The sequence below is a fragment of the Tunturiibacter gelidiferens genome, assembly GCF_051013345.1.
Taxonomy (GTDB): domain Bacteria; phylum Acidobacteriota; class Terriglobia; order Terriglobales; family Acidobacteriaceae; genus Edaphobacter; species Edaphobacter gelidiferens_A.
Window position 1 is genome coordinate 5,643,251 of record NZ_CP132939.1, and the last position, 22,680, is coordinate 5,665,930.

A 22,680-nucleotide genomic window follows, 5' to 3' on the forward strand; every position below is an offset into this window, starting at 1 on the left:
CACACACTGCGATCGACTGGCCCGACGAACCGAAGAGGGACCGAGGTGAGGTACATGCTTAGACAGACGATAAAACGAAATGTTGCGTTTACAGAGGTAAAGAGATTATTTCGTCTCTCTGATTGTGCCATTTCAGGAAGAAAAGCTGAAACCTAGAGGAGCACACCCGATCTCAGACGTCCAATCGCTCCTCATCCGGATCGGTTTACCCCACATCACTACGAGAAAAAGGACACGTTGAGGATCGCTCAACTAGTCCCTTTTTCATAATCACGTTCCTCTAAATACTGTATTTTCCGGCCTTGAGCATGTGCCGGGCCACCTGCCGGCGGAGCTTGATCGTATCCGCGGAGTCATGTTTTGACAGACGGCGAAGGATCGTAAGTTGCGTCCGCAGCATATCTCCCTCAGCCACTGCCGCTATTACCTTCCGCGCTGCCAGTTCAACCGTAGCCATCGCCTTATCAGCATAGATCTGCGCCATCGCAACAGGCATAGCTGAAGCCTCCGCCGGCTGCCCGGCCGCAATCTTCTCCGCGCGCAGAATCGCGCTCTCCATCGCGAAGACCTCGATGATCATGTCCGAGATCGCCCCCATCACCTCCTGCTCATCCGCGATCTGCGTCATATACTTCTGCGTCGCAGCTCCAGCGACAAACAACGTCAGCTTCTTCGCATTCGCCAGCAGGTTGCGCTCGTCAGCCAGCGGCCCTTCGCGCTCCATTTTCTCGCCAGGCCCTGACATCACCTCGTCCATCAACTTCGTGATCGCAGGCATCAAAGCCAGCTTGCCACTCATGGCAGACTTCATCAGCCAGCCTGTAATGATCAGGCGATTGATCTCATTGGTTCCCTCGAAGATCCGATTGATTCGAGCATCGCGGTAAGCCCGCTCGGCCGGAAACTCCTCAACATAACCGTAGCCCGCGAAGATCTGCAGCGTCTCGTCGACGACCATGTCAAGCATCTCGCTCGCCCACACCTTCACAATCGAACACTCGACCGCATAATCCTCGATACGCTTTTGAATCTCCTTCGTATCGTTCTTATGCACACCCGCCAGAGCCCTATCGATCAGCCCCACGGTGCGATAGCACACCGCACCGCCAACAAAGATGCCAGTGGCGCAGTTCGCAATCTTCTCCTGAATCAACCCAAACTCGGAGATCGACCTTCCGAACGCCTTACGATCAATCGCATACCTAATCCCATTATTCAACGCCATCCGAGCGCCGCCAATCGCGGCATTCCCCAACTTGTAGCGCCCGACATTAAGAATATTGAATGCAATGTGGTGGCCCTTGCCCACCTCCCCCAGCAGATTCTCCGCCGAAATCACACAATCGTTAAGGATCAGCGGACACGTCGAACTGCCGCGAATCCCAAGCTTGTGCTCCTCTTTGCCCTGCGTGAAACCAGGCGTTCCTCGGTCGATCAAAAACGCCGTGAGTTTCTCCTTCCCCGCATCCGGACCATCGGGGATCGCGCACTTCGCGAAGACGGTAAACAGATCCGCAAATCCCGCATTCGAAATCCACATCTTTTCGCCGTTCAGCGTGTACGTCTTCCCATCCGCGGAGAGCACCGCCTTCGTCTTTGCATTGACCGCATCCGAACCGCTCGTCGACTCAGACAGCGCATACGCCGAAACAATCTCACCCGATGCAATCCTGGGCAGATACTTTTTCTTTTGCTCCGCGTTGCCATACCAGACCAGAGGCAGCGTACCGATGCCGGTATGTGCGGAGAAGGCCACCGAAAAGCTTGCCTGCTTCGAGATGTTCTCTGCGACGATCGCGGAGGTAGCCTTATCCATCTCCAGGCCGCCGTACTCCTCGGGAATATCAACCGCAGTGAGTCCAAGCTCCGCGGCCTCCTTCAGCAGACGCTTCGTAACTGAGAAGTCCTTTGCCTCAATCGAGTCAGACGCAGGCATAATCTCGTTGATCGCGAAGTTCGCCGTGGTCTCGGCAATCTGCTTATGCTCGTCGGTAAAATCCTCAGGAAAGAAACAATCCGCAGGCGTGGGATCGCTGATAAGGAAGCTGCCGCCAGCGATGCGGGTAGCGGTGATCGGGTCAGGGGTCGTCATCGTTGCCATGGTGTTACTCCTTCTGCAGAATTCTGAACTCTAAAATGCAACCTAGCTCACTTCAGCAATCATCTGGTCGGGCTCAAAAGAATTCCATCGAACAACACATTGTTGGCCCTTCCATCGAACCGTCTCCAACTCTGCTTCGGCGAGCGTGACCGGCGGTTGTTCCACCGTGATCCATCTCTCATGCGCTACCCCTCAGAGATGTACCTCGCAAGGATCGAGACCTCGTAGAGAACGACTCCACTTCTCGGGCCGTTCACGTACTCGATCACTTTTGGCTGAACGTCTTCAATAGTCGCCGTTGCACACTTCCAGTTCTGTGCAATATCTTCACGATGCAAGTGTTTGATAAAAAATGTAACCGCAAAAATAACTGCAATCACCGCGACATATCCACTCACTACTCGAATCTGATGCCAGTCACTCCGGCCCGCCGGACGCAATTTCGTCAGGACGGTTCTTTCCGGCATGGAGTAGCGACGCATCGTTTAATTCATAGCCTCATAGATCCCAGCCGCACCCATCCCCCGCCAACACACATCGTCACAATCCCATACTTTGCATTGCGTCGAGGCATCTCACGCAGAAGCGTGGCGGTCAACTTCGCACCGGTACAACCAAGCGGGTGTCCAAGCGCAATCGCGCCCCCATTCACATTCACCTTCGCCGGATCTATACCCAGCACCTTCAATACAGCCAGCGACTGCGCAGCAAAAGCCTCGTTCAACTCGAAGAGATCAATACTTTCAATTGAAAGCCCCGCCATCTTCAAGACCTTTGGAATCGCATGAATCGGCCCAATCCCCATCTCTTCCGGATCGCAGCCGGCATAGGCGAACGCGATGAACTTACCCATCGGCTTGATTCCAAGCTGTGCGGCGCGCTCCGCTGACATCACAACCGCCGCCGCAGCTCCATCCGAGGTCTGGCTCGAGTTCCCCGCCGTCACAGTTCCCTTCGCATGGAACACAGGCTTCAACTTCGCTAGCGCTTCAAGAGAAGTATCGGCACGTGGCCCCTCATCCTGCTTGAACGTCGACTCGGTCGTCTTTGCCTTCTTCCCATTCGGCACAGTATTTGTAACCGTCACCGAAACAATCTCATCCGCGAACTTCCCAGCCGCAATCGCAGCCAGAGCCTTCTGATGGCTCTCATACGAAAACTGATCCATCTGCTCCCGTGTAATGCCGTAGTGAGTCGCAACCCGCTCCGCAGTCAACCCCATCGACATATACGACCCCGGAAAGTTCTCCACCAGCCACGGGTTAACCGAGATTTTGTTGCCTCCGAACGGAACATATGACATGCTCTCTGTGCCCCCTGCGACGATGCAATCTGCTGACCCGCCACGGATCCGATCCGCAGCCAACGCAATCGACTGCAGCCCTGAGGCACAATAGCGATTGATTGTCATTCCCGAGGTCGTAACCGGCAACCCAGCTCGAAAGCTGGCCACCTTCGCCACATTCATCCCCTGCTCTGCTTCAGGCATCGCGCAGCCCAGGATGACATCCTCAATCTCCGACTTGTCGAGTTGCGGAACCCGCTCCAACGCGCCACTAATCGCGAAGGCAGCCAGGTCATCCGGGCGAGTGGTACGAAGAGTACCGCGTGGAGCCTTCCCAACGGCGGTGCGAACAGCGGAGGCAATAATTACTTCTTTCATAGCCAACTAACTCCCAATCTCTGTCTCCGAACCTACTCCGAAGACCGTAAATGAAAAGCATCTTTTGACTTGAATCTAGCTGTTGGTAACCATCTCCTAATTTCGCAGAGGCTTACCTGTCTTCAACGTAAACGCGATTCGTTCCTGCGTCTTCTTCTCTCCACACAGCGACAGAAAAGCCTCGCGTTCGAGGTCCAGCAGGTACTGCTCCGTCACCGGTGTGCCCGGTGTGACCTTGCCTCCACACAGCGCATACGCCACCCAGTTCGCAACCTTTGCGTCATGATCGGAGATATACTGCCCCTCCCGCATCGTCCACACGGCAAGCTTCAGCGTGGCCAGAGCATTCTCTCCAGGAGCCGCAATGTCGGTACGCGGGGCGGGGGCACTATAGCCCGCATCGGCGAGCGCCCGGGCCTTCGTCTTTGCATCCGTGAGCAACCGTTCGCGATTCGTCGTTATGGAATCCGATTGCTTCAGGAAACCGAGCGAGCGAGCCTCGGCCGCACTGGTCGAAACCTTCGCCATCGCAATTGTTTCGAAATTTTTCTTCAGCGCTTCAAAAATCTCCACGCCTTCACCGCGGGCATCCGGACGAATGCTCCACCCCGCCTCCACCGACCGGATGGTCATCTCTTTACAACCGCCGCCACCCGGAATCAGCCCGACGCCAGCCTCCACCAGACCCATATAAAGCTCAGAGTGAGGCTGGCGCGCGGCAGCATGAAGCGCAATCTCCACGCCACCCCCAGACACATTCCATAGGGCGCAACCACCACAGGACGCGGGCAGAATTTGATGGCCTGCGTCATATTCTGGAACGCGCGCACCGCCATCTCTACCTCATCCCACTCCTCCTCCTGAATCCCAAGCAGAAGCTGCATCAGATTCGCGCCAACCGAAAAGTTCGCGGAGTCGCCCGTGACAACAAAAGCCTCGAAGTTTCTAACAATATCGCTCGCAGGCTTCAGACTCTGGGTGATCAGATTGACGATGTCGTCACCCAGCGCGTTCATCTTGGAGTGCAACTCAATCGCTGCTACTCCATTGCCCAAATCGACAACAGACGCACCGGGATTCTTCTTCACCACACCGTTCCGCTTCTTGATTACAGCGAGAGAGGTCACTCCCTCCGCGGTCACAACCGGAGCGTACTCACCGCTCACAACATCGAAGAATAGCCGACCCGACGGTACCGAAACGTCATCCTTGTACCACGTGGGATTCGCTTCCCCGTGCTTCTCCGCATAAGCAAGCAGCTTTTCCACATTCGCCGAAACTGGCGCACCCGCAGCTCGCATTTTCTCGGTCGTCGTTCGAACACCTGCAGCATCGAACATCTCGAAGGGACCAAGCTCCCAATTGAACCCAGTCTTCATCGCCTGGTCGATCTCAGCGAGATTGTCCGCAATCTCCGGCACTCTGTTCGCACTGTACGTAAACAACTCCGTCAGCAGCGGCCAGTAAAACGCAGCCGCCTTGTCCTTCGTCGCGTCCGCATGCAGCAACTGCGCGATACGAGCATGGGTCGACTCCACGTTTTTAGCCATCTCGATCGCGGGAAACTTCGGGCGCATGCTCGGCTTGTAGTCCAGCGTCTGCCAATCCAGAACATGCCGCAGGTCGCGCCCCTCAGTATCTTTGCCTTCTTTCTTATAAAAGCCCTGCTTCGTTTTATCCCCGAGCCACTTCTTTTCGAGCATCTTGCCGATAAAGGGTGCCAGTGTAACCTCGGCACGTTCATCCTTAACCTTTGCGGCTTGGGCCGTGAAATTCATCGCTACATGCGCCAGCACATCCACGCCGACCATATCGCCCAACCGAAAAGTCCCGGTCTTCGGCCAACCCAGCGCAGAGCCGGTCAACGTATCAATCTCTTCAATCGACAGCCCCTGCTCCTGCATCAGGCGAATCGCATTTCCCATCGAAAATGTGCCGATTCTGTTAGCGATGAAGTTCGGCGTATCGTGCGAGTGAACGATCGCCTTGCCCAGCCGCAGGTCGCAAAAGTGCTCCACCGCCGCAATGTCCGCCTGGTCCGTATCAGGAGTCGGAATAATCTCGAGCAGCCGCATATACCGCGGCGGATTGAAGAAGTGCGTTCCGAACCAATGGCGGCGCAGCTCCATCGGCATCCCTTCAACTATCTTGTGAATCGGAAGGCCGCTCGTATTGCTCGTGAGTATTGCGTCTCTACGGCGATGTTGCTGCACCTTCTCCAGCAGCGCCCGTTTGATCTCAAGATTCTCCGCCACCACCTCGATGATCCAATCGCAGTCCGCGATTAAAGCAAGATCGTCCTCGAAGTTCCCGATCGTTATCAGCCGGGCGCTGTCGATCGAGTAGAAGGCGCCAGGCTTCGACTTTTTCAACCCATCCATCGCCGCCAGGACAAACTTGTTCCGCTCCTGATTCGGAGCGCTAACCTCCGTACCAGGAGGAACGATATCCAGCAGAACCACCGGCAATCCAGCATTAGCAAGGTGGGCTGCGATTCGCGAACCCATCGTTCCCGCTCCAAGAACGGCGACCTTACTGATCTGTCTCTGATCGCGAGACGGAATAGGCTTTGCCGAACTCTGCGGCGTAGGTGCTTCGATAGTGCTGGAAGGCATAGTCAAAGGCTCCGGCGGGCAGGAATACCCGAACGATGCGAAGCATACTGAATGACCATTCATTCCGTCAAGTGAATAGCCAGTCGATTCATTAATTCGCTCATTCTAAAACTCGATCCCGCAGCCTCTACGCCTCTGCGCAGCATGGTCGAAGGGAATTTCGCTGTTAGTCACAGGTAGGAAGTTTGTCTCAAAGCCCATCATCAAAGCAGGCAGGAGGTAAGTCGGATCCACGTTTCAGCAAAAGACTGAACCCGTGCGATCCGAGGAGATCGCGGGAAATTGATTTATGACCAAACTACGGCATTGCGTATTAGGCATTGGCACCCCCAAATAAGGCAGAGAGCGCGGGACTATAGCAGGAAAGTGGAGAACCCACGACAAGAGAACAAAGGATCGACATTCGCAGTCAACCGAGGGTGAACGGAAGTATTGCAAAGATGTCGCTAGCCCGTGCTTTAGCGGGAAGACGCTAAAATATAACGTGATGATTGATCTTGCATTTGTTCGGGCTAATTTGGCCTTTGTGAAAGAGAAGTTGCGTGATCGGGGAATGGACCCCGAAGTCGCACTCGGTAACTTCGTCGAAGTCGATCGCGAGAGACGCGAGGCTATCACTCGAGTGGAGACGCTCAAGGCTCAGCGAAACAGGTTGACTGAAGAGATCGCAAAGCTCAAACGTGAAGGCGCAGATGCAACCTCACAGTCCGGGCAGACACGCGCCCTGAAGTCTGAAGCGGAGTCGCTTGAGTCCTCCGCAGCAGTTGCCGACGAGCGTTTGAAAGAGATCCTGCAAGCCCTTCCCAACCTACCCCAAGACAGCGTACCCATCGGTAAATCGGCAGACAATAACCGACAGGAGAAGCTCTGGGGCGAGCAAACGGTCTTCGATTTCCCCGCAAAACCTCACTGGGATCTGGGCGAAGCGCTGGGCATCCTCGATTTTGGTCGCGCGGCCAAAATCTCAGGCTCGCGCTTTGTTGTCCATTTCGGCCAAGGAGCGCGGCTTGAACGCGCCCTCGCCAACTTCATGATCGACCTTCACACCGGGGAGCACGGCTATACCGAGGTTCTGCCACCGTACATGGTTAACTCCAAGTCCCTCTTCGGCACCGGCCAACTGCCCAAGTTTGCGGAAGATCTTTTCCATTGTGACGACAAGGGTAGTTATCAGCCCAGTGTTTACCAGGAGAACGATCACTGGCTCATTCCCACGGCTGAAGTTCCAGTCACTAACCTATTTCGCGATGAGACGCTCGAAGAATCGCAGCTTCCATTATCCTTCTGCGCCTACACTCCTTGTTTCCGGTCCGAGGCTGGTTCCTACGGCAAGGATGTTCGCGGTATGATCCGCCAGCATCAATTCCAGAAAGTCGAGTTGGTCAAGTTCGTACGCCCCGAAGACTCGAACGCCGAGCACGAACGGCTCACACGTCACGCCGAGACTGTGCTTGAGCGTCTTGGCCTTCCTTATCGACGAATGCTGCTCTGCTCGGGCGACATGGGCTTTTCTGCTGCCAAAACTTACGACCTCGAGGTGTGGTTGCCTGGTCAGCAGCTCTATCGCGAGATATCGTCCTGCTCCAACTTTGAGTCCTTTCAAGCTCGTAGGGCAAATATCCGATACCGCCCAGCTCAAGCAAAAAAGAGTGAGTTTCTTCACACTCTCAATGGCAGCGGACTCGCCGTAGGCCGTACCTACCTTGCGATTCTGGAGAACTATCAGCAGGCTGACGGCACGATAAGGGTTCCACCCATTTTAGTTCCCTATATGAACGGCGACACAGTCATCGGCAAGCAACAAGGCAGGAGCTAACCCATGTTTAAAACTCATTCGCAGCTACATCTTCTGGGCCTACGAACGAGGCAGCTTCCACTATGACGTCATGGTGACGGCCATTCTCGTCTTCATGTTTGTCTCGCCCCACTTGATTGACTTCAAGGACAAACCCGTTGAGACGGTCGCTCTTCATGCGAGCGAGGTGCTGGTCCGAGAAGCTGGGACCTCCGGCGGAAGCAGCCGCTTCATCTACCAGGTTCGCGCCGATGATATGAGCGGCGCCAGCAACGACCTCGAGCGCCGCACCGCGATTTTGCGCGTGATCGAACCGATATCAGGCGAGGTATCGCTTGAGCGGTATGAGCCCGTCCACGATGCACAGGGTAAAATCATCGCCTACAACGCCTGGGTGCTTCGTTAACTACCTGACGCATAAAGCATTCAACTTTCAGGAGTACCTGAGTTATGACCACATTCCGCCGTGTTGTTGCATCACTTTTCTTTTCATCTGTTGTTTCGAGTCTCGCCACAGTTTCTGCGGTTGCGCAGCCGAAGCCTGGCCACCTGGATGAAGTTCTTCGTCAGATGGACGCGGCGAGCTTGAAGTTCCAGTCGGCTGAGGCCGATTTTCAGTGGGATCTCTACGAGAAGGTTGTGCAGCAGACAACGACGCAGAGGGGCGCCATCTACTTCAAGAAGGAAGGCATGAAGACCGTCATGGGAGCCAAGGTTACCTCTCCCTCGACCAAACTTCTGGAGTACCGCAATGGGATTCTGACTCTGTTTGACCCTGGCACCGATCATGAGACCATCATTACTCCTAAGGGGAACCAGGCTCAGATGGAGAGCTTTCTTACGCTTGGATTCGGTGGCAGCGGCAGAGAGATGGCCAAAGCCTGGTCGATCTCAGATCTAGGGGATGAGATGCTGAACGGAGTACAGACCGCTAAGCTCGATTTGGTGCCGAAGGATCCGTCTGTCCGCAACAATTGCACGCATATGACGATCTGGGTTGATCCCGCCCGCGGCATTACTCTGAAACAAAGCTTCTACATGCCCTCAGATGACTATCGGACTGCCGTTTACTCCAACATCAAATATAACCAAGGCGTGGATACCAAGCCTTATCAAATAAAAGCGGACAGCAAGACAACGACGGACTCGCACTAGGGTCATAGCCAAGGGCTTGTAACAAAGAAGCAGACTCCCTGGTGCGATGGCTCAGGCGTCGAGCAGAAACTGTCCGTCTCGCATGATCTGCTCTTCCCCTGGGCGTCGCCAAGCCAGATGCTGAACTCGAGGCCTACTACGTCGATGTGGGTTGAGGACTTCCAAGGGGCTCCGGTGTGGGCGCCGTAGGGGTCTCCGAATGCGATGTGGATGCCGGGAAATTTTTCGTCCTGAAGGATGTTGCCGATGACGCGGTCGACGCCGATGTTGGTGCCGATGGCGAACTCGCCGACACGATCAGAGTTTTCATCGGTGTGGGTATAGGCCCAGAAATCGCGCTCGAGGGCTTTGTTCTCGCTGAAGGCGCGGGTGATGCGATTGCCTTCGATGTTGATGGTGAGGGGTGGGCGCGGAGGATGCCGTAGCGGGCGCAGAGGAAGTCGCCTACGACGCCGTCGACGACGAAGACGCCGTTGACCTCGCCAGGCGCGGTGAAGCATTCGCCGCCGGGGAGGTTGCCCCACTTTTCGGTGCTGATGATGCCGGAGGTTTTGAACCAGCGGTAGTCTGGGTTGAGCTGGGCGTGGATGTCGGTGCCGGCGGGGGTGGTGGCACGCACGTAGGTGGCAGCGCGGACCTTGTCGAGGACGGCCTGGGAGAGGCGGTCGATGGCGAGGAAGTCGGCGCGCATGCCCTGGGTCATGATCTCAGGAGTGATGTTGACCATGTGGGCGTGACGCATGCGCCGGCGGTTGACAACGTCGGTCATCTGCATACGGCTGTGGAGCTCGTTGGGCTGGACCTCGACCGCGAAGATGCTGACCTGCGAGGACTCCATATCTTCGAGGATTGCGGCGGGGAGGTCGGTAAGGGGCGTGGGGCGAGAGCCTCGAGGACGAAAGCGCTCCAGGTGCAGCCGATGCGCTCGAGTTCTGCGACGAGAGAGGCTGCGATGGTGAGGCAGCGCTCGTCGGTGATGAGTGTGACCTTTTCGCTTGGCTGGATGCGCAGGCAGGTAGTTACCGCGTTGCGTGCACCGGCAGTGAACTCGGGTGGGAATGCGGTGGTGCGTAGGTCTGGTGCTGTCGGTGTTGCCTGATCAACCATGAGTGCTGCCTTCCGGATAAACTTGTTTCTAAGATAGCTTGTTACTGCCGCGTGACTGGAGAAAAAGGTAAGGTGTGACCACTCCGCTACCCCTCCCTCCCTTACTTTGCGCTAAAGTATTAGATCCTCGAGACTTAGGTTTGGACTAGTCATTTTGGTTTAGACGCAAAGTCCTGAAAAGACAGAGACTTTTTTATGACTGCCTGTAAAGTCTTCATTTCAATAGCCCTTGAAAACGAAAACCCCGACACGAGGTCGGGGCACTTTTTGGTCCTGTTTTAATTATATCGGGTCTGGTGGGGTTTTGTGCCATGCGAATCTGCTTGTCTGGCGCGGGGATTTGCGATTTTGGGGCTTGACAGGTTTTTGAGATGGGCAGCCTTGGTTGGGATAAAGAAGAGGCAACGTTGGAGTGTTTGGGCTGGAAGGTTCGAACGGTATGGGTGGGTTGAGTGTGTCGGGATCCTTCACTTCGTTCAGGATGACAGCAACAGCGAACCGCAAAAGCTAGGGCTATGGCTAAAGCTAGGGCTATGGCTAAAGCTAGGGCTATGGCTAGGGCTATGGCTAAAGCTAGGGCAGTGGCAAACAGCAATATCGACGGTAAGAACAGTTAGAGGCCAGCGCGGGTTTCGGCGGCCATGTAGTCGACTACGGATCTGAGGCTGCCGGTTTCGCGAAAGACCTTGAGCTGGCGATCGGCACCTGAGCCTTCGCGTAGCATGGTGTGGATGTAGCTGATCTCGGTGCGGCTGCCTAGCTCGTCGAGAACGTCATCGACGAAGGCAAGGTATTCGAGAATGAGCGCGCGGACAGGGACCTCGGCCTCTTTGCCGAAGTCGATCATCTTGCCGTCGAGGCCGTAGCGGACAGCGCGGAATTTATTTTCCATGAGCAGGGCGCGGGAGTATTGGCGATAGTCGACGTTGCGGGAGTGGAGGTGCCAGAGCTTGCAGGCTGTGGCCTGGATGAGCGCAGCGATGGCGATGGACTCGTGCGCTCGGAGGGGGATGTCGCAGATGCGGACCTCGACGGTGTCGAAGAAGGGATGAGGGCGGACGTCCCACCAGATTTTTTGCGTTGTCGATGGACTTGGTCTTGATGAGAAGGTTGACGTAGCTCTCGAACTCGGAGTAGCTGGCGAAGCTGTCGGGCAGGTTGGTGCGGGGGAAGTTTTCGAAGACCTTGGCGCGGTAGCTTTTGTAACCGGTCTCCATGCCGAGCCAGAAGGGGAGTTAGTGGAGAGCGCGAGGATGTGAGGGAGGAAGTAGCGAAGCGAGTTCATGATGCGGATAGCGGCTTCGCGGTCTTCGATGCCAACGTGAACGTGGAGGCCGAAGATGAGGTTGGCGCGGGCGACGAGCTGGAGGTCTTCGACGACCTGGGCGTAGCGGGGGTCGGGATAGATCTCCTGGACGCGCCAGTCGGCGAAAGGGTGGGTGGCGCCGGCGATGAGAAGGAGGTCATGTTCTTCGGCGAGGGCGATCATGTTGCGGCGAAGGTCGAAGAGGTCCTCTTGCGCGACCTGAATGTTGCTGCAGACTCGGGTACCGACCTCGATGACGGATTGGTGCATCTCGGCCTTGACGCGCTCTTCGAGGCGGAGCTTGCCCTTGGCAAGCATCTCGGTCGCGATGTGCGAGCGCAGATCGCGGGTTTCGGGGTCTACTGTCTGGTACTCCTCTTCAATGCCTAGCGTGAACGATGGCCGCATATGCTCTCCGCTTTCAGTTGTGAGTCAGAAGCGTAACACTTGAGGCAAGGATGGTGGAAAGCAAAGGCAAGTACAACCGCAGATTCCTTCGCTGCGCTGCGGAATGACAACAAAAGAACAGGCAACTGCCAAAGCAGTGGTTATTCTTCTTTCTTGCTGAGGCTATTCTTCTTTTTTTGTTTTCTTCTTCACCGCTTTATTTGGTTCAGCTTTTGCGCTTGATTTGGATATCTCTTTTTTGCCCGAGGGGCCAGGAAGGCGGACCAGTTCATCTCCGTTTTCACTTTGCCGGAGGATTGCGCCTTCCTTACAGCTAATTTCGCAACCTTATCGACGATCCAGTCGAAGCTCTCTTTACCGACGGCGTGAAGGTCAGCATCTGGAGCTGGGTTCATAAAGTCGATGGCGTAGGGGATGCCGTCTTCTACGGCGAACTCGACGGTATTGAGGTCGTAGCCCAGGGCTTTACAGAGGGTGAGGGCATCTTTCTCTACGCGCTTGAGGAGCTTCTTGTCGTACTCGGGGGGTCGAGGACGTAGCGATGTTCGTGCGGGCGACGCGGATCGTAGGGCATGATTCGGACGTCGGTCTGGCCGACGACGTAGCAACGGAAGTACTCCTTGAAGTTGACCGCCGCCTGGAGGGTCATGCAGAGGTCGCGGGTCTGGTCGTAGGCGTGAAAAAACTCGTCGCGATTGTGGACGTGGAAGACGTCGCGCCAACCGCCGCCGTCGTGTGGTTTGAGGAAGGCTGGGAAGCCTACATAGTCGAAGATGCCGTCCCAATCGAGGGGAAATTGGAGGTTTCTGAGGGAGCGCTCGTTGATCTGAGGGGGAAATTTTTTGTGCGGGAGAAGGACGGTCTTCGGGACAGCTACGCCTAGTTTTGAGGCGAGGGCGTAGTTGAAGAACTTGTCGTCGGCGGACCACCAGAAGGGATTGTTGATGATCTGTGTGCCGCTGAGAGCTGCGTTTTTGAGGAACGAACGGTAGAAGGGCATGTCATGCGAGATGCGGTCTACGATGACGGCGTAGCCTGATGGTGCGGCCATGGAAACGCCACCGACACAGACGAACTCGGCCTGAATGCCTTCGATCTCCATGGCGTTGATGTGATCGACCAACGCGCCGGGAAAGGTATTTTCCATTCCGAACAGAACACCGATCTTCTTCACTGAATCCTCCATAGACGGGGTTGTAGGAGAGGTTTGCCCGTTGGGACTAGAGATAGGTCTGCAGCATTCTCTGCCACCAGGGCCAGTCGTGGCCTGTGTTGTCGCCCCAAACATCGAGGCGGCAGGGGATATTTTTTGCGCGGAAGATCTGCGCCATGCGTTCGTTTTCGTTCCAACACTGGTCGTGGACGCCGGTGGCCAGGACGTAGGAGTTTCGCCGGTAGCGATCGAGGTACCAGGAGTCGTTGATGTTGGGGAGGAAGTGCATCGGGATGTTGAAGTAGCAGTCGTCGTCGTAGTAGCCGCGGAGAAAGTGAGACGGATCGAAGGCTCCGCTCATCGAGAGCATGCCGGTGAAGACGTCGGGGTGGCGGAGGGCGATGTTCATGGCGTGGTAGCCACCAAAGCTGGTGCCGATGGTGCCGAGGCCGGAGTACTGGTTCATCTGGCGGATGAGGGGAACAACCTCATTCATGATGTAGTTGCCGTACTGCACCTGACGCGCGATTCGCCAGCGGGGTGGGACGTCGCGGTTGTACCAGCTTTCGCCATCAACCGAGTCGACGCAACAGAGCTGTAGGTGGCCGTGCTCGAGCTTATCTTGCACGGCGCTGACCATCTGGCGATCTTCAAACTCGTAGAAGCGGCCCTGGGAGGTGGGGAAGACGACGGCGGGATATCCGGCGTGTCCGAAGACGAGCAGCTCCATATCGCGCCCGAGGGAGGGAGAGAACCATTTGTGGTATTCGCGTTTCATCGAACTCCCTCTGCTAGTCTGATGCAATCGTAGTTTATTGGAGCAGCTTCTTTCGCATTGAAACAAACATCGCCATCTCATTCAATTCCTGCGCTTAAGCCACTTGAGCGCGAGCTTGCGTCCGTCGGTTTGCCCGAAGAGGCGATGACAGAGCATACCGCAGACAAACTGGATTCCAATCCGAGATATAGCGTACGTAAGTTTCATTCGAGGATTTTGCCCGATGACCGAACCGTTTCGGTTTATGTGCCGCCACAGTATCTGGAGGATGAGGATCGGCGTTTCCCTGTTTTTTATCTGCACGATGGTCAGAATCTGTTTGACGAGCGGACGTCGTACATCGCAGGGCGAACGTGGAATGCGCATACGACGGCTGACGAGCTGACCCTCAATGGCGAGATTGAGCCCGTGATCCTGGTCGGCGTGGCGAATACAGGGCTTCGGCGGATGGCAGAGTACACTCCGACGCACGACTTCAAGATGGGTGGGGGAGAGGGTCGGAGCTACGGGCGGTTGCTGGTTGAGGAGTTGAAACCGCTGATTGACAACTCATACCGAACTTTGACCGATGCAACGAATACCGGACTTGGCGGATCGTCGCTGGGCGGACTGGTCTCTCTGTATCTGGGATTTTCGTACCCGCAGGTGTTTGGCAAGCTGGCGGTTATGTCGCCTTCGCTGTGGTGGGATCAGCGCAGCATTTTGCAGGTGATCGAACAGACGGACCCGAAGCCTGAGCTCCGCATCTGGCTGGATATCGGGACGGCAGAGGGAGTTCGTCATGTTCGAGACGCGGACATGGTGGACCGTGTTCTGCTGAAACGGGGCTGGAAGACTGGGAACGACCTTATTTATGAGAAGGTTGACGGGGCAGTTCACGATGAAAACGCCTGGTCGAAGCGCTTTGGGGATGTGTTGCGGTTTCTTTTTCCGTCAGGGTGAGAGAGTTTGCGATTCTTCGTTGCGGAAAGGCGCGTTTTCAGCCATACTTAGGTGTTGGGTAATGTATCTAAAGTCCCTGTCCGAGCGATCGACAGCGTGGCTATCACCCAAACCAATAACGTTCTGAAAGGCATTGCCCGTGTTGATGATTCGTTTGGCGCGCGTTGGAGCGCGTAAGCAGCCACATTACCGCATCGTTGTTATCGAGAAGGACCGCGCCCGTAACGGTCGTTCGGTCGAAGTGGTGGGGACGTATAATCCGCGCACCAACCCCGCGACGGTTGATCTGAAGCGCGACCGCATCGACTACTGGACCGGTAACGGAGCACAGTTGTCTGAGCGCGTGGGGAAGCTGATGGCGCAGAAGCCGGCAGAGGCAGTCGCGGTAGCCTAGGAGTTACTGGGCAATGCTATCTTTGGGCATAAGTTAATGGTTCCCAAAGATAGCTGACAGAATAGGTTCCTTGAAGCACGTCCTGATACCGTTTCACGTAGACTCCTTGGTATTGCACAGTCGAACTGCAGTGGCCTTGCAAAAGCAGAGGGCCCGGGGTTTATAGCCCTGGACTTCCTGCGACCGGTGTATCGCTCGTTGCAGCACTTCCTGGAAGATCTCGCAGTAGACGAGACAAAGGGAAAGAGCTTGAGCGTTACTCCGTGACTCCCAGACCCAGAAGGTGTGTGATGACTCAGGCAACCCAGTTTCCTGCAGGGGACAACCCTGTAAAGAACATGACAGACCTTGTAGCAGAGATAGCTCGTGCCTTGGTAGACGACCAGGACAGTGTCTCGGTCGAGGCCGTAGAAGATGGCGAATGCACCGCGATTCGCTTGCGGGTCGCTGCCAGCGATGTTGGCAAAGTGATCGGGAAGCAAGGTCGGACAGCGCGTTCCATGCGTACGATTCTTAGCGCAGCCAGCATGAAGCTGAAGCACCGCTTCTCCCTTGACATCGTGGAAGAGGACCATCCCCCTGCACCATAAAGCTCAGAGCAGTTGGCAGACTCTGGGCTTTTGCTTCTCGTCAGATTTTGCCCTATGACGCAGACCGCTCCAGCCTGGATTGTGCTGGCACATCTACTTCGGCCCCAGGGTCGCAAGGGTGAGTTGCTGGCAGAATTGTTTACCGACTTCCCTGAGCGGTTCGAGGAGCAGACGAGAGTGTTTCTCGCTCCTTCGGGCTTCGAAGGGGAGGAGTCGGAGGCACGTGCGATGGAGGTTGTGGCGTTCTGGCTTCCCGTTGGGAAGAACCAGGGACGCGTCGTACTCCAGTTGGCGGGCATTGAGACGATTTCGGATGCTGAGGCGGTCGCCGGCTTAGACGTGCTCGTCCCTCGAGAAGAGCGGCTTCCATTGGATGACGATTCGGTTTACATCAGCGAGTTGATCGGCTGTACGGTGTATGACGGAGCAACGGCGGTGGGTACGGTCGAAGATGTTCAGTTCGCTACGACCGCAGATGGGGCGCGCCGACTTACCGACGCTGCGCCGTTGCTGGAGGTGAGGTCGCTGGCCGGGGATGAGATCCTTATCCCGTTTGCGAAGGCGTTTTTAGTGGCAGTGGATACAGAGGCGAAGCGCATTGAGATGAAGCTGCCTGAAGGTTTAGTCGAAGTCAATCGAAGCTCGGGCGACGAGAGCTAAGCTTGAAGGATCAACGCAAAATTCAAAGCCAAGAGCTAGAAGTGATAGGCGACTCCCAGTGAGAGGATCGGGTAGACGGGGACCTTCTTCAGGTCTTCGTTGATTTTGTGAATCTCCTGAGTCAGGCTGGCCTGAGCCTCGGAGTTGGTGGCGAAGCTGGTGCAGCCGTCGCTGGTGCAGGCGGTTCCGGTGAGATTGACGTTGATGGTGGCCGCGCCGGTGTAGGCCACCCCGAACTCCATGGGAACAGAGAGGCGGCGGCTGTTGCGGGGAAGAATGTTGCCAAAGCCCAATAGAAGCATAGGGGACAGAGTGCGTGGGTACGCGAGCGACATGTTGCCGTGGACTGGGTCGCCGACGCTGTTGATGAAGCTCTGGTCACCGAGGGAGAAGTTCTGGCCGGCAGGGACTGTCGCAGTCGCGGAGGCTGTGTTCCTGGAGTAGAGGATTCCGGGGCTGATGTGGAAGGCGTGACCACCGGGGAACCAATCGAGAGTGCTCTGCGAGGATTTGAAGTGGAGATTCGCGTTGTAGTTCACGCCGTCGATGCCGAAGGGGTAGGCGAAGGCCAGGAAGTTGACGCCGGAGCGGAGATTGAAACGGCGGAAGAGCGGCGTGGCCAGTTCTGCGCCGCCTCCTAACGTATTGGCTTTAATGCCAAAGGCTGCCGTGCGAAACGGTCTTTGGGAGGGGAACTCTTTTTCGACCTGGGGCGCAGGGGTGATACGGATGACTCCTTCGGCGCTCGATGATTCGACGGCTGGCTTATGCAATTCTTCGGTCGATCGGCTCGCCGTCACCGGCAGGGCCAGGGCGAGTTGCGAGGGCGCAACGGGATTCGAAGGCATCTGCTGCTGTGCCGTAACCGTGACGCTGAGGGATGACGGCAGTAGTATCAGGAGAGCGGCGAGTTTTCGTTGACGCATGTGGATGCTCTTTCGGCTCGCCGCGATGACCTGAAAAGACGGCGGGAGTAGCGCCCAGGTCTTCTGATCATCTCGATGAGATCTTCGTTTGAGATCAGCCGCGTGATTCCACAACTTCCAAGTGATATGGTGCAACCTGGGAGTCAAAAAACGAGCGGCTGTACCGCTCTTATCGTCTATGCGCTTTGACATCATTACGATCTTTCCCGATTTCTTTACAGGGCCCTTCGATTACGGGATTCTGAAGCGCGCCCGCACTACGGGCCTGGTGGAGATTGCGACGCATGACCTGCGGAGTTTCACGCACGATCGCCATCGAACGGTGGACGACCGGCCGTTTGGCGGGGGCGAGGGGATGGTGCTGAAGGCCCAGCCGATCTACGATGCGGTGCAATCGCTGAATGTCTCACCGAAGGCTGAACGGGACAAAAGCAGAGAGACTGTGATTCTGCTGTCTGCGCAGGGGCAACCGTTCACTCAGGCGCTGGCGCAGGAGCTTTCGACGACGGAACGGGTCGTCATTTTGTGTGGCAGATATGAGGGGGTGGATGAGCGCGTCAACGAACTGCTCTGCGACCGGGAGATTTCAATTGGCGATTATGTTTTGTCGGGTGGAGAGCTGGCGGCTGCGGTAATCGTCGATGCTGCGGTTCGGCTGCTGCCGGGGGCCCTGGGGAATCCTGACTCGTCGCGATTTGAAAGCTTTGGGGCTGAAGATGTCGTGGACCTTCCCGACGCTGCGGATGGGCCGCCGCGGTCGACCTATGGAGCGGGAGGGTTGCTGGACTACCCGCACTACACGCGGCCAGCGGAGTTTATGGGGACGATGATTCCGGAGGCGCTGTCGGGAGGCAACCACGAGGTGATCCGGCGATGGCGAAGGAGAATGGCGCTGAAGAAGACGTTGGAGAACCGTCCTGACTTGCTGGAAAGGATTGAGATCACCGATGAGGACCGCGAGATTCTGGCGGAGCTTCGGGGCGGTGATTCAGGATCTTTTTGAGGGATTTGGCCTGCCGGCCGGGCCCACTGCGCGTGGCGCGGTCACTTCGTGACTTGTATACCTTGAGGTGGGAAGTGAAGAGGACCAGTCCTCCCTCGGTCGGAGGAAGATGATTCTAGAGGCATTTTGCGCAGATTTCGTGTACACTGGAGGTCGAGTCCAACATAGGAAAGTTGTGTCATGTCCATTCATCCGATTATGCAGAAGCTGGCCGCAAAGTTCGAGCGGACCGATTTACCCGCATTCGCCCCTGGCGATACAGTTCGAGTTCAAGTCAAGATTCGTGAAGGCGAGAAAGAGCGTCTGCAGGCGTTTGAGGGCATGGTGATTGCCTGCCGCAAGGGCGCGCAGGGATCCTTCACGGTTCGCAAGATGAGCTTCGGTCAGGGCGTCGAGCGCATCTTCCCGTACAACTCCAAAGTCGTCGACAAGGTCGAGAAGGTTCGCTCCTACGAAGTTCGCCGTTCGAAGCTGTTCTATCTGCGCGGTCTGCGCGGTAAGGCTGCTCGTCTGCGTGAGGTTGAGCGCGCCGCCAAGTAAGCATTTAGTCACCTGATTTCCACTGAGCTTTCCACTGAGCCACGACTTCGGTCGTGGCTTCGTTCTGCGCGGTGGGTTTACACTCGACCTTGAAGGCATGGCTTCGACTCCCTCTACTCGTGCTCCCCGAACGGTGACTGCTGCTACCGCGAAGCAGCGCATGCTGAAGATGCTTGTTTGTAGCGATGCGCCCGAGCAGGCTCTGCGGTACTACGGTTTTCAACGCATCGCCGGGGTGGATGAGGTGGGGCGTGGGGCGCTGTTTGGGCCGGTGGTGGCGGCAGCAGTGATTTTGCCGGAGTGTCTCGACGAGTTGGCTAATGCAGGCTTGAAAGATTCCAAGCAGATGACGCGGGAGGAGCGCGAGTCGCTCGACCAGCAGATACGCGGGATGGCACTTGCTTTTTGTGTCGCGGAGGTGGATGCCGAGACGATTGATCGAGTGAACATCTACCAAGCTACTCGGATGGCAATGCTGGCTGCTGTACAAGGATTGACGCTCGCGCCGGATCATTTGCTGATCGATGCAATGCGTCTCGATCATCCTTGCCGACAGACGAAGCTGATCTATGGAGATGCGCTGAGCCTTTCGATTGCCGCCGCTTCGGTGGTCGCGAAGGTGCATCGCGATGCGTTGATGCGTGAACTGGACGCTGTGCATCCTGGATACGGACTGGCTTCACATAAGGGTTATGGGACACCGGAGCATCGGCGGGCGTTGGCCGAGATTGGACCTTGTGCGCTACACAGGAGGAGCTTCGCGCCGGTGCGGGGGCGATCCGGATGCTGAGTTGGAACAAGCGATGTCGGCTGAACTTCTGTTTGAAGATGCCGATCTGGATGCAGGCCTGGAGGAAGCTGAGTGGGCTTGAAGTTGATGTGTGTGGTGGCGCATCCTGACGATGAGTGCTACGCGTTTGGCGGAGCGTTGGCGCTGGCAGCGGATCGAGGAGTGGAGACCTACGTGGTTTGCTTGACGGACGGTCAGGCAGCAACGAATCGAGGCGACGCTGAGGACGGAGAGGCGCTCGGGAATATGCGGAGAGAAGAGTTTCGCGCCTCGTGTGAAGTGCTGGGCGTTACGCATTCCGAACTGATGGATTGCCAGGACGCGCGGTTAGAGTTTGTTGAATTCTCGCAGACCGCCGAGCGGCTGGTGGAACGTATACGGCGATTCAAACCGGATGTCGTGATTACCTTCGGCGGTGACGGCGGACAGAATACCCATGCCGATCATATGATGACATCGATGCTGACAACCGCCGCGTTTCATTGGTCGGGGCAGTCAAAACGGTATCCGGGAGCGGGGCATCCGCACAAAGCACAACGGCTGTACTACGTCACAGCAAACTTCCTGATGCCCGATCGACAGCCTGCAATGATGATGCCCTGGACGGTCACGCTGGATATCCGCTCTGCACGAGAACGGAAGAGCGAGGCGTTTCGGAAGCATGTGTCGCAGGCGCCGTTGATGGAAAAGACGAAAGAGATCTTCGAGCGTTATGGAGCTGAGGAGTTCTATTCCCTCGTGGCTACGACTGAGCCGGAGGCTTGCGAGTTGCGGACGGATCTGTTCGAGGGATTGAGCTAGTTCGCTTCTGCGATCTCCGCACGCGACCCAGTGCTCGAGAAGTTGAGCGGGCTGTCAGGCTCTGCATTATTTCTCCAGGCGGGATTCGTGCTCCAGTCGCTGGGTAGATTGGGCGGGCGATAGGACGAATCGAGCGAGAGTTTTTGCCACACGGTTTCGTGAACTGCGGAGCCAGGTGGAATAACTCGGCGAGCGCCGAGAGGGATGCGCCATCTTTTCTTTTTGGTTGCTGCGTCGTAGTAGGAGTGCGGAAATATTTCGAGAATCCACCAAAGCCGAGTAAGGGAGTTGTGTTGGCGCTGGGCGGGATTCGGGACCACCTCGGTGGAGGGAGTTACTTCTGCCAGAATCTGATTTGTCTGATTCGGATTGACCAGCAGACCGAGCGAGATGGCTTCGCAGAGCATCCACTGCAACGTGACTTGCGAAAGGCCGGCCTCGGCGCTGGGATAAGAGCCGCCGATATCGGAGTGGACACCGGCGAACCAGACTTGCTTGATGCTTTGGCCGTCGAATGGGTCACCCCAGACATTATTGCGGAAGTAGCACCGGCGCTCGTCGATGGAGATGGCGTGGCGACCGTTGGCCATATCGGGGTTGCGCCCCGTGTAAGGCAGCTTCAGGGGATCCCAGATCCAACCGACTGAGCTGACCGTGTCCCACACGCCAACCAGGTGCAGAGGGCATGGCCGGCAGAAGGTCGCTTTGAAGCCTTCGGCGACGTGGAAGGTGTGGGTCATGCCGCCGGCCTTGCGGCTTCGTCTGGCGTACATCTTCACAACGTACGGGATGAGTCCATCGTTGCCGGGGCAGAGAAGGCCGAACATCTGAAGGACGCCCGCGATGGCGCGTGCCGTGTAAGCTCCTCGGCTAAAGCCGAAGAGGTAGACGTTGTCGCCCTGTTCGTAGACGTCCATCAGGTAGCGATAGGCGTCGGCGACATTGGCTAAAAGACCTGCTCCGAAGGCAAGGCCCGCGACGACGGAGAGTGCGGCGGTGAGCTTGTTGGTTGAGTTGGGAGAGCCTTCGGTGCCAACGCCGGGATGGTAGTAACCGACTTGTCGCTTCCCGTCGATGAGGAGCGTTTGGTAGAGCTTGACTACATTGGAGTTGTTATCGCCGTAGGCGTTGCCGGTGCCATCGCAGCAGATGACGATGTTCTTCGCCATGAAAGATCTCCTTGGAGGATCGGTGGACGAATCATATTTGCCGGGAGCGGGGAATGAAAGATGTTTCGCCGGAGCAAAGTCGAGAGAGAAAAGTTCAACCAATCGTCAATTGAAACGGCGCGCGCGACGAAGCCTAATCGACGATTCATTTCATCTGTAAACTTGAGGCGAAGCGAGGTTTTGATGAGTGAAATCGATGTCGAAAGAGCGGTCGACCCAATTGCGTTATTCGGCTTGTGGATGAAGGACGCAGAGGGTGATGAGTTGAACGATCCGAATGCGGTGGCGCTGGCCACGGCTACACGGGAGGGTGTGCCGAGCGTCCGGATGGTGTTGGTTAAGAGAGTGGATGCTCAGGGGTTCTGCTTCTATACAAATGCGGAGAGCCAGAAGGGCGCAGAGTTGAGCGAGAATCCGCGGGCGGCGATGTGCTTTCACTGGAAGTCGCTGCGGCGGCAGGTGCGCATCTCGGGGTCAGTGAGGGAGCTGCCGGGTGGGGATGCGGATGAGTACTTTCATAGCCGATCGAGGCTAAGCCAGCTTGGTGCGGCGGCTTCCGAACAGAGTCGCGTGTTGGCCTCTCGAGAGGTGCTGGTGCAGCGTGTGCAGGAGTTGGAGCGGGAGTTTCCAAGGGAGATCCCGCGACCGAGTTACTGGCGAGGTTATGTGCTGCGGCCCGAGCGGATTGAGTTTTGGAAGGATGAAGAAGGCCGGCTGCACGACCGATTTCTGTTTACGCTGCGAGGAGAGGTGTGGCAAAAGGAGCGATTGTTTCCTTAGGTTG

25 protein-coding genes are annotated in these 22,680 nt (G+C 56.5%); 13 read left to right on the forward strand and 12 right to left on the reverse strand.

The window, feature by feature from the left end; all coding sequences use genetic code 11:
- Positions 1-280 precede the first annotated feature (280 nt).
- The 5 genes from RBB80_RS28425 to RBB80_RS28445 form a co-directional block, all read right to left on the reverse strand.
- The gene (locus tag RBB80_RS28425) at positions 281-2,101 is read right to left on the reverse strand and encodes an acyl-CoA dehydrogenase family protein (RefSeq protein ID WP_433965544.1); all 1,821 of its coding nucleotides are present in this window, start codon (positions 2,099-2,101) and stop codon (positions 281-283) included.
- Positions 2,102-2,286: 185 nt separating this feature from the next.
- The gene (locus RBB80_RS28430) at positions 2,287-2,583 is read right to left on the reverse strand and encodes a hypothetical protein (protein WP_433965545.1); all 297 of its coding nucleotides are present in this window, start codon (positions 2,581-2,583) and stop codon (positions 2,287-2,289) included.
- An 8-nt stretch (positions 2,584-2,591) separates the two neighbouring features.
- Complete coding sequence (locus RBB80_RS28435; protein WP_433965546.1) at positions 2,592-3,764, reverse strand: thiolase family protein; 1,173 nt, start codon at positions 3,762-3,764, stop codon at positions 2,592-2,594.
- Between the two features lie 96 nt (positions 3,765-3,860).
- Entirely contained in the window at positions 3,861-4,454 is a 594-nt protein-coding gene (locus tag RBB80_RS28440; protein ID WP_433965547.1) for a hypothetical protein, read from the reverse strand.
- Positions 4,424-6,379: a 3-hydroxyacyl-CoA dehydrogenase NAD-binding domain-containing protein gene (locus RBB80_RS28445; protein WP_433965548.1), complete on the reverse strand. Its 1,956-nt coding sequence runs from the start codon at positions 6,377-6,379 to the stop codon at positions 4,424-4,426. Before RBB80_RS28445 ends, RBB80_RS28440 begins: the two co-directional genes overlap by 31 nt.
- 487 nt (positions 6,380-6,866) lie before the next feature.
- On the opposite strand from RBB80_RS28445, the gene serS reads away from it, so the two are divergent.
- From serS to RBB80_RS28460, 3 genes are all read left to right on the forward strand, one after another.
- Positions 6,867-8,195 (forward strand): serine--tRNA ligase, encoded by a 1,329-nt coding sequence (serS, locus tag RBB80_RS28450; RefSeq protein ID WP_433965549.1) that lies wholly within the window; start codon positions 6,867-6,869, stop codon positions 8,193-8,195.
- 70 nt (positions 8,196-8,265) lie between these two features.
- Entirely contained in the window at positions 8,266-8,580 is a 315-nt protein-coding gene (locus RBB80_RS28455; RefSeq protein ID WP_433965550.1) for a hypothetical protein, read from the forward strand.
- A 44-nt stretch (positions 8,581-8,624) separates the two neighbouring features.
- Positions 8,625-9,329 (forward strand): LolA family protein, encoded by a 705-nt coding sequence (locus RBB80_RS28460; protein WP_433965551.1) that lies wholly within the window; start codon positions 8,625-8,627, stop codon positions 9,327-9,329.
- Positions 9,330-9,465: 136 nt separating this feature from the next.
- Here the strand turns inward: RBB80_RS28460 and RBB80_RS28465 are convergent, their stop codons facing one another.
- The 3 genes from RBB80_RS28465 to RBB80_RS28475 form a co-directional block, all read right to left on the reverse strand.
- Positions 9,466-10,104, reverse strand: a complete 639-nt coding sequence (locus RBB80_RS28465) for a hypothetical protein (protein ID WP_433965552.1) — start codon at positions 10,102-10,104, stop codon at positions 9,466-9,468.
- Entirely contained in the window at positions 10,095-10,436 is a 342-nt protein-coding gene (locus RBB80_RS28470) for a hypothetical protein (protein ID WP_433965553.1), read from the reverse strand. The genes RBB80_RS28465 and RBB80_RS28470 overlap by 10 nt, the downstream gene beginning before the upstream one ends.
- A 613-nt stretch (positions 10,437-11,049) precedes the next feature.
- Positions 11,050-12,150 carry a carboxylate-amine ligase gene (locus RBB80_RS28475; protein ID WP_433965554.1) on the reverse strand — a complete coding sequence of 367 codons (1,101 nt, stop codon included), beginning with the start codon at positions 12,148-12,150 and terminating at the stop codon, positions 11,050-11,052.
- Positions 12,151-12,515: 365 nt separating this feature from the next.
- Here RBB80_RS28475 and RBB80_RS28480 point away from each other — a divergent pair, with 365 nt between their 5' ends.
- Positions 12,516-12,689 (forward strand): hypothetical protein, encoded by a 174-nt coding sequence (locus tag RBB80_RS28480; RefSeq protein WP_433965555.1) that lies wholly within the window; start codon positions 12,516-12,518, stop codon positions 12,687-12,689.
- Here RBB80_RS28480 and RBB80_RS28485 read toward each other — a convergent pair.
- Positions 12,641-13,324, reverse strand: coding sequence for an ATP-grasp domain-containing protein (locus RBB80_RS28485; RefSeq protein ID WP_433965556.1), 684 nt, complete (start codon positions 13,322-13,324; stop codon positions 12,641-12,643). The two genes, RBB80_RS28480 and RBB80_RS28485, sit on opposite strands and share 49 nt — an antisense overlap.
- A gap of 46 nt (positions 13,325-13,370) precedes the next feature.
- Positions 13,371-14,081, reverse strand: a complete 711-nt coding sequence (locus tag RBB80_RS28490; protein WP_433965557.1) for an esterase family protein — start codon at positions 14,079-14,081, stop codon at positions 13,371-13,373.
- A gap of 144 nt (positions 14,082-14,225) precedes the next feature.
- Here RBB80_RS28490 and RBB80_RS28495 point away from each other — a divergent pair, with 144 nt between their 5' ends.
- From RBB80_RS28495 to rimM, 4 genes are all read left to right on the forward strand, one after another.
- Positions 14,226-15,023, forward strand: coding sequence for an alpha/beta hydrolase (locus RBB80_RS28495; protein ID WP_433965558.1), 798 nt, complete (start codon positions 14,226-14,228; stop codon positions 15,021-15,023).
- Between the two features lie 145 nt (positions 15,024-15,168).
- Entirely contained in the window at positions 15,169-15,417 is a 249-nt protein-coding gene (gene rpsP / locus RBB80_RS28500; RefSeq protein WP_179582336.1) for a 30S ribosomal protein S16, read from the forward strand.
- Positions 15,418-15,707: 290 nt separating this feature from the next.
- Positions 15,708-16,007, forward strand: a complete 300-nt coding sequence (locus RBB80_RS28505) for a KH domain-containing protein (protein ID WP_433965559.1) — start codon at positions 15,708-15,710, stop codon at positions 16,005-16,007.
- Between the two features lie 54 nt (positions 16,008-16,061).
- The gene (gene rimM / locus RBB80_RS28510) at positions 16,062-16,667 is read left to right on the forward strand and encodes a ribosome maturation factor RimM (protein ID WP_433965560.1); all 606 of its coding nucleotides are present in this window, start codon (positions 16,062-16,064) and stop codon (positions 16,665-16,667) included.
- A 35-nt stretch (positions 16,668-16,702) separates the two neighbouring features.
- On the opposite strand, the gene RBB80_RS28515 is transcribed toward rimM, so the two are convergent.
- Positions 16,703-17,593, reverse strand: coding sequence for a hypothetical protein (locus RBB80_RS28515; protein ID WP_433965561.1), 891 nt, complete (start codon positions 17,591-17,593; stop codon positions 16,703-16,705).
- Positions 17,594-17,771: 178 nt separating this feature from the next.
- Between RBB80_RS28515 and trmD the strand changes: the two genes are divergently transcribed.
- From trmD to RBB80_RS28535, 4 genes are all read left to right on the forward strand, one after another.
- Positions 17,772-18,596, forward strand: a complete 825-nt coding sequence (trmD, locus tag RBB80_RS28520; RefSeq protein ID WP_433965562.1) for a tRNA (guanosine(37)-N1)-methyltransferase TrmD — start codon at positions 17,772-17,774, stop codon at positions 18,594-18,596.
- Between the two features lie 180 nt (positions 18,597-18,776).
- Positions 18,777-19,136 (forward strand): 50S ribosomal protein L19, encoded by a 360-nt coding sequence (gene rplS, locus RBB80_RS28525; RefSeq protein WP_218884516.1) that lies wholly within the window; start codon positions 18,777-18,779, stop codon positions 19,134-19,136.
- A 160-nt stretch (positions 19,137-19,296) separates the two neighbouring features.
- The gene (locus RBB80_RS28530) at positions 19,297-19,926 is read left to right on the forward strand and encodes a ribonuclease HII (RefSeq protein ID WP_433965563.1); all 630 of its coding nucleotides are present in this window, start codon (positions 19,297-19,299) and stop codon (positions 19,924-19,926) included.
- Between the two features lie 72 nt (positions 19,927-19,998).
- On the forward strand, positions 19,999-20,727 hold the full coding sequence (locus tag RBB80_RS28535) for a PIG-L deacetylase family protein (RefSeq protein ID WP_433965564.1): 729 nt from the start codon (positions 19,999-20,001) through the stop codon (positions 20,725-20,727).
- On the opposite strand, the gene RBB80_RS28540 is transcribed toward RBB80_RS28535, so the two are convergent.
- On the reverse strand, positions 20,724-21,896 hold the full coding sequence (locus RBB80_RS28540) for a DUF2235 domain-containing protein (protein WP_433965565.1): 1,173 nt from the start codon (positions 21,894-21,896) through the stop codon (positions 20,724-20,726). The two genes, RBB80_RS28535 and RBB80_RS28540, sit on opposite strands and share 4 nt — an antisense overlap.
- A gap of 183 nt (positions 21,897-22,079) precedes the next feature.
- Here RBB80_RS28540 and pdxH point away from each other — a divergent pair, with 183 nt between their 5' ends.
- A complete protein-coding gene (gene pdxH / locus RBB80_RS28545; protein WP_433965566.1) occupies positions 22,080-22,676 on the forward strand; it encodes a pyridoxamine 5'-phosphate oxidase in 597 nt (198 codons plus the stop codon).
- Positions 22,677-22,680 lie beyond the last annotated feature (4 nt).

Excerpts from the sequence above, each read along its gene's own strand:
- RBB80_RS28490 (WP_433965557.1), bottom strand. The coding sequence starts at position 14,081 with ATGAAACGCGAATACCACAAATGGTTCTCTCCCTCCCTCGGGCGCGAT.
- RBB80_RS28470 (WP_433965553.1), bottom strand. The coding sequence starts at position 10,436 with ATGGTTGATCAGGCAACACCGACAGCACCAGACCTACGCACCACCGCA.
- rpsP (WP_179582336.1), top strand. The coding sequence starts at position 15,169 with ATGATTCGTTTGGCGCGCGTTGGAGCGCGTAAGCAGCCACATTACCGC.
- RBB80_RS28540 (WP_433965565.1), bottom strand. The coding sequence starts at position 21,896 with ATGGCGAAGAACATCGTCATCTGCTGCGATGGCACCGGCAACGCCTAC.
- rplS (WP_218884516.1), top strand. The coding sequence starts at position 18,777 with ATGTCCATTCATCCGATTATGCAGAAGCTGGCCGCAAAGTTCGAGCGG.
- RBB80_RS28505 (WP_433965559.1), top strand. The coding sequence starts at position 15,708 with ATGACTCAGGCAACCCAGTTTCCTGCAGGGGACAACCCTGTAAAGAAC.
- RBB80_RS28515 (WP_433965561.1), bottom strand. The coding sequence starts at position 17,593 with ATGCGTCAACGAAAACTCGCCGCTCTCCTGATACTACTGCCGTCATCC.
- RBB80_RS28465 (WP_433965552.1), bottom strand. The coding sequence starts at position 10,104 with ATGCAGATGACCGACGTTGTCAACCGCCGGCGCATGCGTCACGCCCAC.
- pdxH (WP_433965566.1), top strand. The coding sequence starts at position 22,080 with ATGAGTGAAATCGATGTCGAAAGAGCGGTCGACCCAATTGCGTTATTC.
- RBB80_RS28445 (WP_433965548.1), bottom strand. The coding sequence starts at position 6,379 with ATGCCTTCCAGCACTATCGAAGCACCTACGCCGCAGAGTTCGGCAAAG.
- RBB80_RS28475 (WP_433965554.1), bottom strand. The coding sequence starts at position 12,150 with ATGCGGCCATCGTTCACGCTAGGCATTGAAGAGGAGTACCAGACAGTA.
- RBB80_RS28460 (WP_433965551.1), top strand. The coding sequence starts at position 8,625 with ATGACCACATTCCGCCGTGTTGTTGCATCACTTTTCTTTTCATCTGTT.
- RBB80_RS28495 (WP_433965558.1), top strand. The coding sequence starts at position 14,226 with ATGACAGAGCATACCGCAGACAAACTGGATTCCAATCCGAGATATAGC.
- RBB80_RS28430 (WP_433965545.1), bottom strand. The coding sequence starts at position 2,583 with ATGCGTCGCTACTCCATGCCGGAAAGAACCGTCCTGACGAAATTGCGT.
- serS (WP_433965549.1), top strand. The coding sequence starts at position 6,867 with ATGATTGATCTTGCATTTGTTCGGGCTAATTTGGCCTTTGTGAAAGAG.
- rimM (WP_433965560.1), top strand. The coding sequence starts at position 16,062 with ATGACGCAGACCGCTCCAGCCTGGATTGTGCTGGCACATCTACTTCGG.
- RBB80_RS28425 (WP_433965544.1), bottom strand. The coding sequence starts at position 2,101 with ATGGCAACGATGACGACCCCTGACCCGATCACCGCTACCCGCATCGCT.
- RBB80_RS28455 (WP_433965550.1), top strand. The coding sequence starts at position 8,266 with ATGGTGACGGCCATTCTCGTCTTCATGTTTGTCTCGCCCCACTTGATT.
- RBB80_RS28440 (WP_433965547.1), bottom strand. The coding sequence starts at position 4,454 with ATGGGTCTGGTGGAGGCTGGCGTCGGGCTGATTCCGGGTGGCGGCGGT.
- RBB80_RS28435 (WP_433965546.1), bottom strand. The coding sequence starts at position 3,764 with ATGAAAGAAGTAATTATTGCCTCCGCTGTTCGCACCGCCGTTGGGAAG.
- trmD (WP_433965562.1), top strand. The coding sequence starts at position 17,772 with ATGCGCTTTGACATCATTACGATCTTTCCCGATTTCTTTACAGGGCCC.
- RBB80_RS28530 (WP_433965563.1), top strand. The coding sequence starts at position 19,297 with ATGCTGAAGATGCTTGTTTGTAGCGATGCGCCCGAGCAGGCTCTGCGG.